Below are 15,467 nucleotides of genomic sequence, written 5' to 3'. Positions count from 1 at the left end.
AGGCTCACTTGAGCGCGGCCTGAGCGTCCGCGAAGAACTTGGTCACCGCCTGAGCCACCGTGCTCTTGCCGAAGCCGACGACCTGGTTCGCGTTCGGCAGCGAGGTCTGCAGCAGCTTGCTCGCACCGGGCGGGTACATCTGCAGGGCAGCCGGGCCCTTCGACGCGACCAGCGCATAGTTCTCGAGCACCAGCTTGTTCAGGCCCGTCGCGGACTTCGCGATCGTGGCGCGAATGTCCTCGGGGATCGGGACACCACGAGCCAGTCCCATCGCGGTGGCCGCCTCCGGCTTGCTGGTGAGGAACTTGAGCATCGACACGGCGCCCTCGATGTTCTTCGACTTGGGCGAGATCGCGAACCAGCCGGCCGGAATGATGTTCGTGCCGGGCTGGGAGCCCGCACCACCGGACGGGAACGTGCCGAGACTCAACGTGTCCTTCGTCAGACTCTGCATCGACGGCAGGCCCCGCGACGTCGCCGTACCGGTGTACGCCGCCTTGCCGACTGTCACCGGGTCGTTCTGGAACCCGGTCGCAGCAGCTGTCAAGGCCATCGGTACGGCGGCTCCGTTGCCCCGCAGGTCCTGCCAGAGCTGCAGCCAGGCCGCCATGTCGTCCTGACTGAACCCGAGCGAGCCGGCGTCACCGAACAGCGTCTTGCCGCGACCGCGCAGGAAGGATTCGAGGGCGATCGGGCTGCCGCCCTGATCCGCCGTACCGGCCAGCTTGTGACCGCTCTTGCCCCAGACCTCCGCCATCGTGGCCTTGTACTCGTCGAGCGTCCAGTCGGGGCTGGGCGCTGCCAGACCGAGGCCCTTGAGCTTCGTCGTGTTGACGATGACGGCCGGCTGGGTCGCGGCGCCGAGCAGGGCGAAGTAGTACTTGCCGTCCGCCTTGATCGTTGTCGACACGTAGTCCGGCATCGAGTCGAGACCGAGATCGTCCTTGTACTGGTCCAACGGCTGCACCGCACCGCGCTTGACGTACTCCATCAGATACGGCAGGTGGATCTGGAACACGTCCGGTGGGTTGCCGCCGGCAACTCGGGTGGCGAGCTTGTCGTAGTACCCCGAGAACCCGGAGTACTGCGGGTTGACCTTCGCCGCACCCTCGCTCTTCTGGTAGACGTCGAGGGCCTCGATGAGCTTCTTGTTCTGGTCGCCCTCGCCCCAGAACATCACCTCCAGCGCCGCGCTGGAACCGCCGCCGCTCGACGAGGAGCCACCGAGGCCGCGGGAGCAGGAGGAGACGGCGGCGACTCCGGCCGCCGCGGCGCCCAGCTGCAGGAAGGTGCGCCGGGACAGGTGTGTGCGGGTCATGATGTGGCCTTCGCTTTCGATGAGCCGGCGCGGACCAGGGCCGCGGCGTCGGGAAGTACGTCGGCCACCTCGTCCGCGAGGAGCTTGGCCAGCGACGCCGCCGTCGGTGCTCCCTCGGCCGTGGCCGCGATGTTGTGCTGCTCCCAGGGGTCGGCAGCCAGGTCGTACAGCTCGGCCTCGTCGTGAGACCGGAAGATGTAGCGATGATCCGCGGTGCGGACGGACAGGTTCAGACTGTCTCTCGGGTACTGCCAATCTCTTGCATGGAACGGATCACCGTTCCCACCGGGACGACCGTCGTGCAGCATCGTCTCAGCGGTCACATAGTCGCGCGTCGGTGCGGCAGAGTCGGTGCCGAGCATCGCCGCGAACGAACGCCCGTCATGTGATTCGTGCCAGGGCACCCCGGCGACCTCGGTCAAGGTCGGTCCGATGTCGCACAGCGACACGAAGTTGGCGTTGCGGCTCTGCCGGCCGTCCGGGTGACGGACGATCAACGGCACCCGGAGGTCTTCCTCGTAGTGCAGCCAGTGGCCCTTCTCCATCAGCCGGTGGGCGCCCATGAGGTCGCCGTGGTCGGACGTGAAGACGACGACCGTCCGGTCCCATTCGCCTGCGTCCTCCAGGTACTGGCGGATCCGGCCGAACTGGCTGTCGACGAGTGCGCACAGCCCGAGGTAGTGGCTGGTGACCTCGATCCAGTCCTGCTCGGTGAGGCCCTCGAAGTCGCGGGCGAAGTGCGACTCCCGCACCTCGCGCGGCTTGGTCGCCGTACCCGTCGACCAGCTCTCGGGGAGCCGGACTTGGTTGCGATCGATGAGTTTGTCGTACGGGCTCGGGACGAGCATCGGGAAGTGCGGGGCGTTGAACGAGCACACGGCCAGCCACGGCTTGTCCGCGGGACGCTGATCGAGCCCGGCCAGGAAGCGGTCGCACTGCCAGTTCTCGAGGAACGACTCCAGTGGGACGCTCGATGTCGCGTACGGCCGCTCGGCCAGCGCCTCGAGGTCGGGTGCGGTGAGGTTCTCGATGTGGTCCGGGTCGAACGCGTACCCCCGTTCGCCCGCCCAGGAGCGGTACTCCTCGATGTACCGGCCACGATCCTGACCACGCAGTACGGCGGGAATCGCACTGCTGTCCGCCCACCCCATCCGGTCCGGCGTCGTACCGGGAACGTGCCACTTGCCGTTGTAGTGCGTGTGATAGCCCGCGGTGGCGAACGCCTGCGCGACCCCCGCCGTACGCAACTGCGGTTCGATCGGCCGCCAGTTCCCCAGTACGCCGTGGTGCCGCGGCATCAGGCCGGTCCACAGACTCGTCCGCGCCGGGCAGCACAACGGGAACGGCGTGTAGCACGCGTCGAAGACGGTCGACTCCCCCGCCAGCTCGTCCAGGTACGGCGTCCGCGCCGCGGGGTTGCCGGTCCAGCCCATCGTGTTCCAGCTCTGCTCGTCAGCCATGACGACCAGCACATTCAGACGGTCGGTCACACGTCTCACCTTGTCGGGGGTCAGCGGCTTTACTTCCAGCTGAAGTTAATTCCCCGCACCGCCCCTGTCAACCACTCGGCCGAGGGGTTGACAGGGGCGCGAGAGCCCATTAACTTCAACCGGAAGGAAAGCGCTGCCACCTCCTGTTTGTTGCCCCGAACAACAAGATGGTCAGCGTGAGAGCAGCTTGGCGACCCTTGGCAAGACCTGGTCGACCGGGCCGCTGAGGCCGCATTCCATGGCCAGCCAGCCGGTGTAGCCGACGGCTTCCAGGGCTTGCAGAGTTTCTGGCCAGTCGTAGTGGCCGGCACCGGGCTCCAGGCGGTTGCTGTCGCCGAGCTGGACGTGGCCGATCAGCGAACCGGCCTGCCTGATCGACTCGCCGACGCGGGCTTCCTCGATGGACATGTGGAAGGTGTCCGCCGTGATCATGACACCGGGCGATCCGACCTCCTCTACCACCGAGACCGCATCGGCCAGCTGGTTGATCACGAAGTCCTCGAACCGGTTCAACGGTTCCAGGTAGACCTTCGCATCCACGGACTCGGCATGCTCACCCACTTCACGCAGAGCCTCGACCAGCGCCGCCCGGGAGTCCTCCACCGAGCGCGGCGGGACGAACGGCGGCAACCGTCGAGAGAACAGACCGAAGGCGTGCGGCGAGACGATGCCGGTGCCGCCCGCCGCCACGATCGTGCTCAACTGGAGCTTGAGCTGCTCGATCGCATCGCGGCGACGGTCGGCATCGAAGTCTCCGATGAAGTGGTCCATGTGGACGACCGCGGTCGGCATCAGTACGCCGGCGTCGCGGGCCCGTCGCAGTTCGTCGATCCGCGCTCCGAAGATCCCGTCGCCACGGGCGGACAGTTCGATCCCGTCGAAGCCGACCGTCCGCACGAAGGCGAACTTCTCCTCCAACGTTTCGCCGGGCAGCGTCAGCTCCGCGGCCGCGAGTCGGAAGCTCATGCGGTCACCTCCTGGTCGAAGCTGAGCACGACCTGCAGCGCATCCTGCGGACGTTCATCGAGCATCTGGAAGGCCTCCGCGGCTTGAGCAATCGGCACGGTGTGGGTGATCAGGTCGGTCACGTTCAGCCGCTTGTCCGAGGCGAGCTGGATCGCGGTCCTCGCCAGTCGGTCGTAGTTCCAGCGATGCTGCAAGGCCGGCGCGACACCCGAGATCTGCGAGCCGATCAGCGACACGCGGTTGTGATGGAACTCCTCCCCCAGCCGCAAGCCCGCACCCTCGCCTTGCATGAAGCCGGCGACGCAGACCCGGGAGCTGTACGCGACCGACCGCACCGCCTCGTGCAGGGCGTGGTAGCTGCCCGACACCTCCAGGCACACATCGGCGCCGCGGCCTTCGGTCAGGTCACGGATCCGTTCGGCGATCCCGCCGTCAGCGGGATCGAGCACACCATCGGCGCCGAGGTCCAGCGCCAGTTGACGGCGGGCAGGGAGCCCGTCGACCGCGATCACCCGGCCGCCGTTCAGCCGGGCCAGCTGAGCGGCCAGTTGCCCGGGTACGCCGAGGCCGAAGACCGCGACCGTCTCGCCGATGTGGATGTCGGCGTCCAGCACCAGGTTCAGCGCGATCCCACCGATCTGGCTGAAGATTCCGACCCGCGGATCAACGCCGGCGGCCAGGATCCGCTGCGCTGCCCAGTCCGCCTTCTTGACCGTCTGACTGCGATGTCCCCAGGTCCCCCAGACCACGTCTCCGACGTTGACGCCGTCAGCCGCGGCGCCGAGCGAGACGACCTCGCCGACCTCCTCGTACCCCCAACCGTCGACGGGGTAGCTGATCGATGTGTCGCCCTCGACGAAGAGCCGGGAGTCGTCGTTCCACCGCTTGTTCAGATACGGGTTGCTGCCGCGGTACGCCGTCAGTTCGGTGCCCGCGGAGATGCCGGAGTACAACGTACGAATCAGGACCTCGTCCGGTTGCGGGGTGCGCTCGATATCGGGCACGACCTCCGCGACGCGAGGTGAGCTGAATCTGACCAGGGATGGCATAGGTCTCCTTCGGAACTGCGTTGTGCGGTGAGTCAGCCCTTGACGGCGCCGGACATGAATCCCTGCGTGACTTGGCGTTGGAGGACGACGAAGATCACGATCACCGGGACGATGGTGATCAAGGTGCCGGCCGCCAGTGGCCCGATGTCCATCGAGCGGCCGCCGGTGAAGTTGTACAGACCGGCCGTGAGGGGCCGGTACTTCCCGCTGGGCAGGTAGAGCAACGGCACCAGGAAGTTGTTCCAGTTGCTCAGGAACGTGAAGACCGCCAGCGCGGCGGCACCCGAGCTCACCATCGGCACCATCACCTGCGCGAAGATGCGGCTCTCGGAGGCGCCGTCGATGCGCGCCGCCTGCTCCGGTTCTTCGGGCAGATCGGAGAAGAAGGCCCGCATGAAGAACGTTCCGAACGACAGGTTGGTCGAGATCAGCACGAGGTTGGCGCCGACCAGGCTGTCCAGCAGACCCATCGACCGGAGCTGGAAGTACAGCGGGATCATGTAGGTGAAGAAGGGCACCAGCAGCCCGAGTACGACGAGATAGAAGACGACCGTCCGTCCCGGGAAAGGCAATCGGGCGAAGGCGTAGCCGGCCATCGTCGAGATCACGATCACCACCGCCGTACTGGGCACAGTCAGCAGCACGCTGTCCAGCAGATAGCTGCTGAACCGCCCGACGGTCCAGGCCGAGCGCAGATTCTCCAGCGAGAACGTGGAGAACAATCCGAACGGATCGCTACGCACGTCCTGCGGTGTCTTGAGTGCCGTGGAGACGATCAACAGCACCGGGAACAGGGTCAGCGCCGCCATCGCGATCAGGGCCAGGTGGCGGACGGCGAGATCCGTGGACCGGCGGACCGCGTGCCGGCGGAACTCCAACTGCTCGCTGGATCGAGTGCGGCGGGAGACGGCGACAGGCAGATCGGCCATCAGGCCCCCAGCCCTTGCAGCGAGAGCCGTCGCTGAAGACGGTTCAGCATGATGGTGAACGGCACCGCCAGGACCGTGATCAGCAGCGCCAGCACAGTGCCGTAGCTGATCCGGTTGAGCTGGAACGCGCTCGAGTACGCGTATGTCCCGAGCACCTCGGTGGCATCGGCCGGTCCACCGCCGGTCATGATGAAGATGATGTCGAAGACGCTGAACCCACCGACCAGCGTCAAGGTCAGAACCATCAGGAAGACCGGCATGATCTGCGGCAACAGGATGTGCCACAGCCGCTGGCCGGCGTTCGCGCCGTCGATCCGGGCGGCGTCGACGAGTTCCACGTCGACGTTGCGCAGCGCGGACAGGATGATCATGATGACGAAGCCGCAGGTCGCCCAGATCGCAGTGGCGAGCACGGCGAAGATCGCGGTGTCCGGATCCCCGAGCCAGCCGCGGCTCCAGCCTCCGAGACCGACGGCCCCGAGCACCCGGTTGATCCAGCCGTTGACCGGGTCGTAGATCCAGCCCCAAACGATGCCGATCGCCACCCCAGGCAGCATGAACGGCAGGAAGAACAGCAGCCGGTACGCCGCTCCACCGCCGCGACTGGACCAGATCAGGACGGCCACCAGCAGCCCGATGACCATCGGCACGGCGGTGCCGATCCCGATCCAGATCGCGTTGTTCCCCAGCGCGTGCCAGGTCGCGGAGTCGGTGAACATCTCGGTGAAGTTGCTCAGCCCGACGAACGGCGGTGTCGGATCGAGGCCGTCGAAGTCGACCACCGAGTAGTAGAGCGCGTTGACCATCGGGAACACGAAGAACACCGCCGTGATCACCGCCACCGGCAGCGCGAGCAGGATGCCGAGTCGCGCCTGGGCCCTGCGGGTGACCGCAGGAACGTTGCTGACGGCACCCATCCTATTTCGCCGACTTCTCGTACGCCGTCTGCAGCTGGGCGGCGACCTTCGCCGGATCGGACTGGTCGCTGAGGATGCCCTGGATGCCTTTCCACATGGCGTTGTTGAAGACGTCAGTGGTCAGAACGTCGATGTTGTACCCGAAGTCACCGGTGCCGTCGGCGATCTTGGCCGAGTCGTCCAGGACCTGCTTGAACAACGGCGACGCCTTCATGCCGGCGGTGTCGATGGGATAGGCAGGGATGTCCTGCAGCTTCTCGGCGGCCCAGCGGCCGTGTTCGGCGGTGAGCAGATAGTCCAGGAACTTGATCGACGCGTCCGCCTTCTTGGTCGACGCGGAGACGAACGTGCCCGCTCCGAGACCGCCGCTGAAGATGCCCGGTCCGTCCTGGGCCGGGAACGGAATGAAGCCGACGTCGAACTTGGCGTTCCGCTCGATGTCCAGGGCCAGCCAGCTGCCGGTCGGGTCCATGGCAGCCTTGCCGGAGTAGAACAGGGCGTTCGCGTTGTCGTAGCTGACCGCGGCCGGTGACGGAGTCAGCAGACCTTTGTCGTTCCACTGCTTCCAGACCGCCAGCGAGTCCACCACCGGCTGGGTGTTCCACGACGTACGGCCGTTGAGCAGGTCGTCCATGCCCTTCGATCCGACCGCGCTGGACAGCGACATGCTGAGCAAATGGCCGCCCTGCCAGCCTTCCTTGTCGCTGACGGCGAAGGGGACGACGTTGTTCTGCTTGAGCTTCTCGGCCGCGGCGGTCAGGTCGGCGAGGTTCTGCGGTTGGGCGATCCCGTGCTTCGCGAACAGCGTCTTGTTGTAGAAGATGCCGACTTCCTCGATCTGGCTCGGCACCCCGACGATCTTGCCGTCGAAGGTGACGCGCTTCTTGGCGAAGTCGTAGATCGGCCACTTGTGCTCGGCGTAGGCACTGGTCAGGTCGTACACCAGTCCTGCCTTGGCCAGTGCGCCGGCGAAGCCCGGTCCGGTGTCGTATCCGAAGACGTCGGGACCCTCGCCGGAGCGCAGCTGGGTCTGCAGGACGGTCCGGACGTTCTCGCTCGGAATGACGTCGAGCTTCACCGTGATGCCCTGGTTCTTCGACTCGAACGTCTTCAGGTCGGACTTGATCAACTCCAGATCCGCCGGATCCTCCGGCTGCCCGATCATGTACCGGATCTCCTGCTGGCTGCCGGTCTCCTGCTCGACGGTTCCGGACCCGGCGCCCCCAGCGCCGCCGGTGCAGGCCGCGCTGGCGAAGAGTGCTCCGGTGGTCAGCATGATCGAGGCGACGTACGCGATCTTCTTCACGAGCCCACTTCCCTGTTGGCGGCTGCACTGCATCGGAAGCGTTTCTAACGTTAGAAGTTCTAACGTTAGAAGTATGCTGACCGGGCTCGTGGGCTCTGTCAAGATGTGGCTGAGGTAGTCGAAGGGACAACGATGACGCCTGAGAACGGCCTACCGGGTCGTCCGGCCCGGCTGAAGGACGTCGCGGAGCTGGCCGGGGTGTCGTTGAAGACCGTGACCAACGTGGTCCACGAGCGGCGGCACGTGAAGGCCGAGACCCGGGCCCGGGTCAAGGCCGCCATCGCCGAACTGGGCTACACCCCGTCACTGGTCGGCCGGCAACTGCAGAGCGGCCGCAGCAACATCGTCGCCCTCGCCGTACCGCGGATCGACGAGCCGTACCTGGGCGCGTTGGCGCACGCCTTGATCATGGCTGGGGAACGGCACGGGTACGCCGTCTTCACCGACGAGACCGGGCGCAGCGACGAGCACGAACTGCGCGCCGCCGGCGGATATCCCGGCCACAGCATCGACGGGGTGATCTACAGCCCGCTGGCGGTGGATCCGCGGCGGATGGCGGACATGAGCCGGTTCACTCCGATGGTGCTGCTCGGTGAGCACCTCAGTGAGGGCACCGCGGACTACGTCGCTATCGACAACGAGCAGTCCGCCCGGGATGTCGTCCGGCATCTGGCCGACGGCGGCCGGCGGCGGATCGCCTACGTCGGTGGCAATCCGTCCCGGCCGTCGAGCGTCGGCCAGTTACGACTCGAGGGCTACCGCGCCGCGGTGCGGGAGCTGGACCTGGAGAGCCGCGACGACTGGTTGCTCCGCTGCGACCGCTACAGCCGGGAGTCGGGTTCGGCGGTGGCCGAGCAGCTACTGCCCCGGATCGGCGAGATCGACGCGTTGGTCTGCGCCAGCGACCTGCTGGCGATCGGCGCCATCCGGACCTTCATCGAGCACCAGGTCCGGGTGCCCGAGGACGTGGCCGTGATCGGCTGGGACAACATCATCGACGGACGCTACCTGTCCCCCAGTCTGAGCAGTGTTGCCACCGACCTGGATCTCCTTGCGGACAAGACATTCGAGGCCTTGATCAGCAGGATCGAGGGCAACCGGGACCCGGCCCGCGTCTACACCGTCCCGCACGACATCATCGTCCGCGAGTCGAGCCGGCCAACGAGTGCAACAACCGAACCGGCCTGAGGATGTTGGTGTTATCTGCTGTAGTTCTTGCCGATGGGTCTGCCGGGGATGGGCTTGGCGATGAGGGCGACCGGGACGAACATGCCGAAGTGGCCGATGGCCATGGTGAGGATCCAGAGCTCCTCGTCGTCGTACAGGGCGGATGCTTTGGCGAACAGTTCGTCGGGGACGCGTTCGCCGAACGGGTTCGGGGTGAGAACGGCCTCGATGAGCTCCAGTGCGACCCGTTCCGCGTCGGTGAAGAAGGGGGCGTCCTGCCAGGTCGCGACGGCGGTGATGCGCTGGTCGGTTTCCCCGGCCTTGCGCAGGTTGTCGGTCATCGCGACGGAGTGGTAGGTGCTGCCAACGATCTGCGCGCCGCGGAGCAGCATCAGGTTGATGGTGGCCTGCGGAACCGGCCCGTTCCGTACGGCGCTGCGCGCTGCCCCGGAGAGTTTTGCCAGCTCGGGGAACAGCTTGGTGAGGTCGGGCAGGCGCGACTGGATGCTGTCCTGCTCCGTCGTGACGGCGGTGGTGATCGGCGTGGACATGTGAGGTCTTCCTTCCGGTGTTCGGGATGGTGTCTCACCCGGTCCGACAAGGCACGCGCCGGGAATGTGAGGCGACGTCACATTCGGGGGCGCTGATTTGTCGGAGTGGTGAGGACAGACGCAACCGAAGGAGCCGGCGACACCATGACCATCGACCGACCCGATCAGAGTCTGAGCGCGATCATGAGCGAACGGCGTCAGCTGATCAACGTCGCGTACAGGCTCCTCGGCTCGCTCGCCGAAGCCGAGGACGCCGTGCAGGAGACCTACGCCCGCTGGTACGCCTTGTCCCCCCAGCAGCAACAGGCCATCGACTCGCCCGGCGCCTGGCTGACCAAGGTCGCGAGCCGCATCTGCCTCAACGTGCTCAACTCGGCACGAGCCCGTCGGGAGAACTACGTCGGCGAGTGGATCCCCGAGCCCCTGCCCGCACCTGCGGAAGGCACCACCACCGACCCGGCCGACCGCATCACCCTCGACGAGTCGATCGGCATGGCCTTCCTCGTCGTACTCGAAGCGATGACGCCGGCCGAGCGCGTCGCCTTCATCCTGCACGACGTCTTCCGCTACCCGTTCGCCGAAGTCGCCGACATCGTCGGCCGTACGCCGGTGGCCTGCCGGCAACTGGCCTCGTCGGCCCGTCGGCGGATCCGGACCTCGCAGGCACCGCCACCCCCGACCGCCGAGCAGGCCGCGATCGTCAGGAACTTCAAGCAGGCCTGGGAAGCCAAGGACATCAACGCCCTCGTCGGCCTCCTCGACCCCGATGTCACCGCAACCGGCGACGGCGGCGGACTCGCCACCACCGTGCGCCGCCCGTTCGAAGGCGCCGGGCAGCTCGCGCGCGGCCTTGTCGAGCTCGCCGACAGGCACGGCGGCCTCACGATCCTGGAGCGTACGGTCAACGGCCAGCCCGGCCTGGTCGCCGAGCAGGACGGCGTGATCGTGACCGTGTACGCGTTTGACATCGCAGCCGACCGGATCACGCACATCTGGGCCGTGCGCAACCCCGAGAAGCTCCGGCCGTGGACGCTGCGGTAGCGGAGTCGGTCAGGAGCGGCGGTTCTTCAGTGGGACTGAGTCGACAGTGACCGGAGCGTGCACCGGGCCGCCGAGCCGGGCGGTCAGCGCGTGCGCCATCCGGAGCAGCGACTCGGCGGCCTGCTTGCCTCGGTGCTGGTCCACCGCCGCTTTGACCCAGACATGCCGGAGCCGGGCTGCCCTCGCGGGCAGCCCGGCTCCGGTGGTGGGGATCAGCCGATCCGGACCGGCTCTCGGTCCTCGGTTTGCTGTGGCTTCTGCTGGGTGTCGCCGTGACCCGGCCACCAGGCGCGGTGACCGATCAGCGCGGTCAGCGCCGGGGTGAAGAACATCGCCATGACGAACGCCGCGATCGCGATGCCGACCGAGATGGCGAAGCCCATCTGCGCCAGCGTCGAGTTGCCTGCCAGCATCATCGAGGCGAAGGTGCCCGCCAGGATGACGCCCGCCGCGGCGATGGTCGGCCCGGTGTGGTGCAGGGCCAGGGCGGCGGCTTCCCTCGGATTGCGGCCCTCACGCGCCTCTTCCCGCAATCGGGCCACCATCAGGATGTTGTAGTCGGTGCCTAGGGCAACCACGAAGAGGTACATGATCACCGGCAGGGTGAAGATGAGCCCGCTCTCGCCCCGCAGATGCTGGAACACCATGACGGTCGCACCCAACGTGGCCCCGAAGCCCAGGAACACCGACGCCATCAGGTACCACGGCGCCACCAGACTGCGCAGCAGGAGCGCCAGCACGATCATGATCAGGACTGCCGCCAACGGGAACACGACCTTGTAGTCGTGATTCATCGCATCCTGGAAGTCGACGAACACCGAGGTCAGACCGCCGACCACCGCGGTGGTCCCGGGTGGTGCGGCCTCGTGGACCGCCGTACGGAGCGGTCCCCGGACAGTCTCGATCGCCTGGTCCGATTCGGGCGCGGTCTGCAGCGTGACCTGGAAGTGGGCGACCGATTTGTCCTGCGACAGCGTGGGTTCCGAGACCTCGCCGACTCCGTCGACTCGGGTCAGCTCGCTGCGATAGGTGTCGAGCTGGGTCTTGCTGAGCGGGTTCGGTGACTGCAGCAGCACGTCCGACGGCTGGGTGACGCCGGCGGGCAGGCCCTTGAGCAGTTCCTTGCTGTACGTCGTGGACTCGGAGGTGTCGGAGGTCGAGCCCGAGGTGAGATCGAACGTCGGGTTGAAACCGATGGCGAACACACCCAGCACGATCAACAGACCACCGGAGGCCGCGGCGAACACCGCCGGACGACGACCGAGCCCGCGACCGAGCCTGGCGAACGAGGCTCCCTTCGGCTCGACGCGCCAGGCCTTCGACGGCCAGAACACCTTCGTGCCCAGCAGCGAGACGATCGCCGGCACCAAGGTGAGCCCGGCCAGCAGTGCCACCGCCACCGCGATCGCCAGCGCCGGTCCGAGCGAGCGAAACAGGCCGAGGGTCGACAGCGTGAGTGCCATGAAGGCGATGATCACCGCGCCGGCGGCAGAGGTGATCGCCTCACCGACCCGGGTGACGGCGCTGACCATCGCGGTCTTCGGATCCTCCCCGGCCCGCAGCCGTTCGCGGTAGCGGAACATCAGGAACAGGATGTAGTCGGTACCAACCCCGAACAGCACCACCAGCAGGATCGGACTGACCGAGGGGTCGATCTTCAGATCGAACGCCGTGCTCACCATGGCGATCAGGCCGTTGACGACCGAGGAGATCGCCCCGATGACCACGACCGGCAGCAGCGCGATCACCGGACTGCGGAAGATCACCAGCAACAGCAACAGAATCAGCGCCACGGTGGCGATCCCGACGATGGCCAGGCCCTTGGTCGAGGACTCCTGCGCGTCGAGGGCCTGCGCGGCCGAACCGGTGACGCCGGCCTTCAGGTCGGTGCCGTTGACCTTGTCCTGCAACGCCGTACGCAGCGCCTTGACCGCGTCGCTCTGCCTGGTGTCGCTGGGGTTCGTGACCTTCGTCATCTGCACCGCGGCGATCTGGATGAGCCGGTTGTCCGGCGGTGGGACCGCTTGGATCCCGGTGACGTCCTTCAGCTGTGCCTGGTTCAGCTGCCCGGTGACGGATTCGACCGTTGCCGCGTCGGCCGCGGTCAGCGGCGCGCCGTCGGATCGTTCGAACACCACGATCGCGGCGGGCGCGGCGGCGTTGGGGAAGGCCTTCTCCTGCAGCTTGGCTGCCTGGATCGACTCGTAGTGCGACGGCAGGAAGGCGGATTGGTCCGTGGTCGAGTTCAGTGCCGGGGCCGTCGCGACGACCCCGATGATGATCACCACCCAGGCGCCGATCGTCCGCCAGGGATGGCGAACGACCAGCGAGCCCAGTCGTGCGAACATGACAGATCCTTTCAGGAATTTGTTGCGTGCAAGGGCGCATGGTTTGTTGCCACGACGATCGCCGACCGTCCTGACACGCGGCTGACACGCCGCAGACACCGTCCGGGGCGGTGCGAGTCAGCTGATCTTGCGCCGGTACAGCGCGACCGCGAAGGCGTAGGCGGCGACCAGGAGGCCGACGCACCAAGCAAGGGCGATCCAGATGTCGGAGCCGACCGGTTGCTCGGCGAACAGCGCGCGGATCGTGTTGACGATGGACGTCACCGGCTGGTTCTCGGCGAAGGCGCGCACCGGGCCGGGCATGGTCTCGGTGGGCACGAACGCCGAACTGAGGAACGGCAGGAAGATGAGCGGGTACGAGAACGCGCTCGCGCCGTCCACCGACTTGGCGGACAGGCCCGCGACCACGGCGAGCCAGGTCACCGCGAGGGTGAAGAGGATCAGGATCCCGGCCACCGCAAGCCAGGCCGCGACTCCCGCTCCGGTGCGGAAGCCCATGATGAGGGCGACGCCCACAACGATCACGAGTGAGATCAGGTTGGCGACCACCGAGGTCAGCACATGGCCCCACAACACGCCCGACCGCGCGATCGGCAGGGACTGGAAACGCTCGAAGATCCCGCCCTGCAGATCCGTGAAGAGCCGGAATGCGGTGTAGGCAACGCCGGACGCGATCGTGATGAGCAGGATGCCGGGCAGGAGGTGGTTCACGTACGACGTCGACCCGGTGTCGATCGCGCCGCCGAACACGTAGACGAACAGCAGCATCATCGCGATCGGCATGAGTGCGGTGGTGATGATGGTGTCCGGGCTGCGGGTGATGTGACGAAGGGATCGCCCGGTGAGTACGGCGGTGTCGCCGAAGAGATGCGTGGCCATGGTTGTCCTTACTTGTCCGTGCCGACCAGGGTGAGGAAAACGTCCTCGAGGGTCGGCTGCTTCTCGACGTACTCGACCTTGGCCGGCGGGAGGAGTCGCCTCAGTTCGGCGAGGGTGCCGTTGACGATGATGTGCCCCTGGTGGAGGATCGCGATCCGGTCGGCGAGCTTCTCGGCCTCGTCCAGGTACTGGGTGGTGAGCAGCACTGTCGTTCCGTGCTCGGCGAGTTCCTTGACGCTGTTCCACACCTCGATCCGCGCCTGCGGGTCGAGCCCGGTGGTCGGCTCGTCGAGGAAGATGACCTGCGGATTCCCGATCAGGCTCATCGCGATGTCGAGGCGGCGACGCATGCCGCCCGAGTACGTCGCAACCCGCCGCCCGCCCGCCTCGGTCAGCGAGAACCGGGCGAGCAGATCGTCCGCGATCGCGCCCGGGTCGTCGAGGTGCCGCAACCTGGCGATCAGCACGAGATTCTCCCGCCCGCTGAGGATCTCGTCGACGGCGGCGAACTGACCCGTCAGGCTGAACGACTCCCGCACCTTGTCCGGTTGGGTCGCGACGTCGAAGCCGTTCACCGTGGCCGTCCCCGCGTCGGCCTTGAGCAGCGTGGACAGGATCCGCACGACCGTCGTCTTGCCCGCCCCGTTCGAGCCGAGCAGGGCGAAGATGCTGCCCCGCTGCACGTCGAAGTCCACGCCGCGCAATACCTTCAGTTCCTTGTACGACTTCTCCAGGCCCTGCACCTGGATGACGGACCGGGTCGTCATCAAACGGGCCTCTCGTCTTCTCCGGCAGCGTCTGCGATGGCTTTGTTCAGCCGGTTCTGCTCGCGGATTCGCCACTGCCCGTCCGGGTAGTTCTGGACGAAGGTCTCGACGAACTCCACCGGGTCCTCCCCGACAATGTCGCGGATCGGTGTCCCGGCCGCCGCGCTCTGCTCGAACAGGTCGATGAGGTCCTCGTACATCGTGGTCAAACCGGCCTCGCCGCGCCCGAAGTACATCAAGTACCGCTCGATGGCCTCGACCGCCGTGCGATAGTTCGCGGGAAGCCGGCGCTTGCGCGCCTTGTACTGCCGCCATCGCTTCTTCTCGTCGAGAGGTCCGGTGACCTTCTCGATCCATCGTGCAGCCATTTCCTACCGACCTCCTTCGCGGAGCTGTTCGAGCCGTTCGGAGAGGAAGCTCCATGTCCTCCAGAACTCGTCGAGATATTCCTGACCCTGAGCGTTGAGGGAATACACCTTGCGCGGCGGGCCCTTTTCCGACGGGACCTTCTCCACGTCGACGAGACCCCGTCGCTCGAACCTGACCAGCAGGGCGTAGATGGTGCCCTCGGCGATGTCGGTGAAGCCCTGCTCCCGCAACCACGCGGTGATCTCGTAGCCGTACGCGGGCCGCCCGAGCAGCATCGCGAGCACGATCCCCTCCAGCGTGCCCTTCAGCATCTCCGTCATCTGTTTGACCACGGCTCACCTCCTCGTACTACTCAGTGCTGCTGACTACC

16 protein-coding genes are annotated in these 15,467 nt (G+C 66.7%); 2 read left to right on the top strand and 14 right to left on the bottom strand.

Features of this window, described 5'->3' with window-relative positions:
* Positions 1–4 precede the first annotated feature (4 nt).
* The 7 genes from ACIBG5_RS31995 to ACIBG5_RS31965 all read right to left on the bottom strand — a co-directional run bounded on the left by ACIBG5_RS31995 (position 5) and on the right by ACIBG5_RS31965 (position 7,975).
* A complete protein-coding gene (locus ACIBG5_RS31995; protein ID WP_396395235.1) occupies positions 5–1,318 on the bottom strand; it encodes an ABC transporter substrate-binding protein in 1,314 nt (437 codons plus the stop codon).
* Entirely contained in the window at positions 1,315–2,808 is a 1,494-nt protein-coding gene (locus ACIBG5_RS31990) for a sulfatase-like hydrolase/transferase (RefSeq protein WP_396395234.1), read from the bottom strand. Before ACIBG5_RS31990 ends, ACIBG5_RS31995 begins: the two co-directional genes overlap by 4 nt.
* Positions 2,809–2,979: 171 nt before the next feature.
* Complete coding sequence (locus tag ACIBG5_RS31985; RefSeq protein WP_396395233.1) at positions 2,980–3,774, bottom strand: sugar phosphate isomerase/epimerase family protein; 795 nt, start codon at positions 3,772–3,774, stop codon at positions 2,980–2,982.
* Positions 3,771–4,823, bottom strand: coding sequence for a zinc-binding dehydrogenase (locus ACIBG5_RS31980; protein ID WP_396395232.1), 1,053 nt, complete (start codon positions 4,821–4,823; stop codon positions 3,771–3,773). The genes ACIBG5_RS31985 and ACIBG5_RS31980 overlap by 4 nt, the downstream gene beginning before the upstream one ends.
* A 32-nt stretch (positions 4,824–4,855) precedes the next feature.
* Positions 4,856–5,752: a carbohydrate ABC transporter permease gene (locus ACIBG5_RS31975; RefSeq protein WP_396395231.1), complete on the bottom strand. Its 897-nt coding sequence runs from the start codon at positions 5,750–5,752 to the stop codon at positions 4,856–4,858.
* Complete coding sequence (locus ACIBG5_RS31970; RefSeq protein ID WP_396395230.1) at positions 5,752–6,669, bottom strand: carbohydrate ABC transporter permease; 918 nt, start codon at positions 6,667–6,669, stop codon at positions 5,752–5,754. Before ACIBG5_RS31970 ends, ACIBG5_RS31975 begins: the two co-directional genes overlap by 1 nt.
* A 1-nt stretch (position 6,670) precedes the next feature.
* Positions 6,671–7,975, bottom strand: a complete 1,305-nt coding sequence (locus ACIBG5_RS31965; protein ID WP_396395229.1) for an ABC transporter substrate-binding protein — start codon at positions 7,973–7,975, stop codon at positions 6,671–6,673.
* A 132-nt stretch (positions 7,976–8,107) separates the two neighbouring features.
* Here ACIBG5_RS31965 and ACIBG5_RS31960 point away from each other — a divergent pair, with 132 nt between their 5' ends.
* Entirely contained in the window at positions 8,108–9,163 is a 1,056-nt protein-coding gene (locus ACIBG5_RS31960) for a LacI family DNA-binding transcriptional regulator (RefSeq protein ID WP_396395228.1), read from the top strand.
* 11 nt (positions 9,164–9,174) lie between these two features.
* On the opposite strand, the gene ACIBG5_RS31955 is transcribed toward ACIBG5_RS31960, so the two are convergent.
* The gene (locus tag ACIBG5_RS31955) at positions 9,175–9,693 is read right to left on the bottom strand and encodes a carboxymuconolactone decarboxylase family protein (protein WP_396395226.1); all 519 of its coding nucleotides are present in this window, start codon (positions 9,691–9,693) and stop codon (positions 9,175–9,177) included.
* A gap of 144 nt (positions 9,694–9,837) precedes the next feature.
* Between ACIBG5_RS31955 and sigJ the strand changes: the two genes are divergently transcribed.
* Positions 9,838–10,734 (top strand): RNA polymerase sigma factor SigJ, encoded by an 897-nt coding sequence (gene sigJ / locus ACIBG5_RS31950; protein WP_396395225.1) that lies wholly within the window; start codon positions 9,838–9,840, stop codon positions 10,732–10,734.
* Between the two features lie 9 nt (positions 10,735–10,743).
* On the opposite strand, the gene ACIBG5_RS31945 is transcribed toward sigJ, so the two are convergent.
* From ACIBG5_RS31945 to ACIBG5_RS31920, 6 genes are all read right to left on the bottom strand, one after another.
* Positions 10,744–10,878, bottom strand: coding sequence for a hypothetical protein (locus tag ACIBG5_RS31945; protein WP_396395224.1), 135 nt, complete (start codon positions 10,876–10,878; stop codon positions 10,744–10,746).
* Positions 10,879–10,946: 68 nt separating this feature from the next.
* Positions 10,947–13,082: an MMPL family transporter gene (locus ACIBG5_RS31940; protein WP_396395223.1), complete on the bottom strand. Its 2,136-nt coding sequence runs from the start codon at positions 13,080–13,082 to the stop codon at positions 10,947–10,949.
* A 117-nt stretch (positions 13,083–13,199) separates the two neighbouring features.
* On the bottom strand, positions 13,200–13,961 hold the full coding sequence (locus ACIBG5_RS31935) for an ABC transporter permease (protein ID WP_396395222.1): 762 nt from the start codon (positions 13,959–13,961) through the stop codon (positions 13,200–13,202).
* Positions 13,962–13,969: 8 nt separating this feature from the next.
* On the bottom strand, positions 13,970–14,728 hold the full coding sequence (locus ACIBG5_RS31930; protein WP_396395221.1) for an ABC transporter ATP-binding protein: 759 nt from the start codon (positions 14,726–14,728) through the stop codon (positions 13,970–13,972).
* Positions 14,728–15,096, bottom strand: a complete 369-nt coding sequence (locus tag ACIBG5_RS31925; protein ID WP_396395219.1) for a DUF1048 domain-containing protein — start codon at positions 15,094–15,096, stop codon at positions 14,728–14,730. Before ACIBG5_RS31925 ends, ACIBG5_RS31930 begins: the two co-directional genes overlap by 1 nt.
* Positions 15,097–15,099: 3 nt before the next feature.
* On the bottom strand, positions 15,100–15,417 hold the full coding sequence (locus tag ACIBG5_RS31920; protein WP_202873292.1) for a PadR family transcriptional regulator: 318 nt from the start codon (positions 15,415–15,417) through the stop codon (positions 15,100–15,102).
* Positions 15,418–15,467: the final 50 nt, after the last annotated feature.

The sequence above is a fragment of the Kribbella sp. NPDC050241 genome (assembly GCF_044459685.1).
Lineage (GTDB): Bacteria > Actinomycetota > Actinomycetes > Propionibacteriales > Kribbellaceae > Kribbella.
Note: the sequence above shows the minus strand (reverse complement) of the source record. Positions and strands in the feature narration are given on the sequence as shown.

Bases quoted from the DNA above. Each gene is read 5' to 3' on its own strand.
- ACIBG5_RS31995 (WP_396395235.1), bottom strand. From the start codon at position 1,318: ATGACCCGCACACACCTGTCCCGGCGCACCTTCCTGCAGCTGGGCGCC.
- ACIBG5_RS31985 (WP_396395233.1), bottom strand. From the start codon at position 3,774: ATGAGCTTCCGACTCGCGGCCGCGGAGCTGACGCTGCCCGGCGAAACG.
- ACIBG5_RS31980 (WP_396395232.1), bottom strand. From the start codon at position 4,823: ATGCCATCCCTGGTCAGATTCAGCTCACCTCGCGTCGCGGAGGTCGTG.
- ACIBG5_RS31975 (WP_396395231.1), bottom strand. From the start codon at position 5,752: ATGGCCGATCTGCCTGTCGCCGTCTCCCGCCGCACTCGATCCAGCGAG.
- ACIBG5_RS31970 (WP_396395230.1), bottom strand. From the start codon at position 6,669: ATGGGTGCCGTCAGCAACGTTCCTGCGGTCACCCGCAGGGCCCAGGCG.
- ACIBG5_RS31960 (WP_396395228.1), top strand. From the start codon at position 8,108: ATGACGCCTGAGAACGGCCTACCGGGTCGTCCGGCCCGGCTGAAGGAC.
- ACIBG5_RS31955 (WP_396395226.1), bottom strand. From the start codon at position 9,693: ATGTCCACGCCGATCACCACCGCCGTCACGACGGAGCAGGACAGCATC.
- sigJ (WP_396395225.1), top strand. From the start codon at position 9,838: ATGACCATCGACCGACCCGATCAGAGTCTGAGCGCGATCATGAGCGAA.
- ACIBG5_RS31940 (WP_396395223.1), bottom strand. From the start codon at position 13,082: ATGTTCGCACGACTGGGCTCGCTGGTCGTTCGCCATCCCTGGCGGACG.
- ACIBG5_RS31935 (WP_396395222.1), bottom strand. From the start codon at position 13,961: ATGGCCACGCATCTCTTCGGCGACACCGCCGTACTCACCGGGCGATCC.
- ACIBG5_RS31930 (WP_396395221.1), bottom strand. From the start codon at position 14,728: ATGACGACCCGGTCCGTCATCCAGGTGCAGGGCCTGGAGAAGTCGTAC.
- ACIBG5_RS31925 (WP_396395219.1), bottom strand. From the start codon at position 15,096: ATGGCTGCACGATGGATCGAGAAGGTCACCGGACCTCTCGACGAGAAG.
- ACIBG5_RS31920 (WP_202873292.1), bottom strand. From the start codon at position 15,417: ATGACGGAGATGCTGAAGGGCACGCTGGAGGGGATCGTGCTCGCGATG.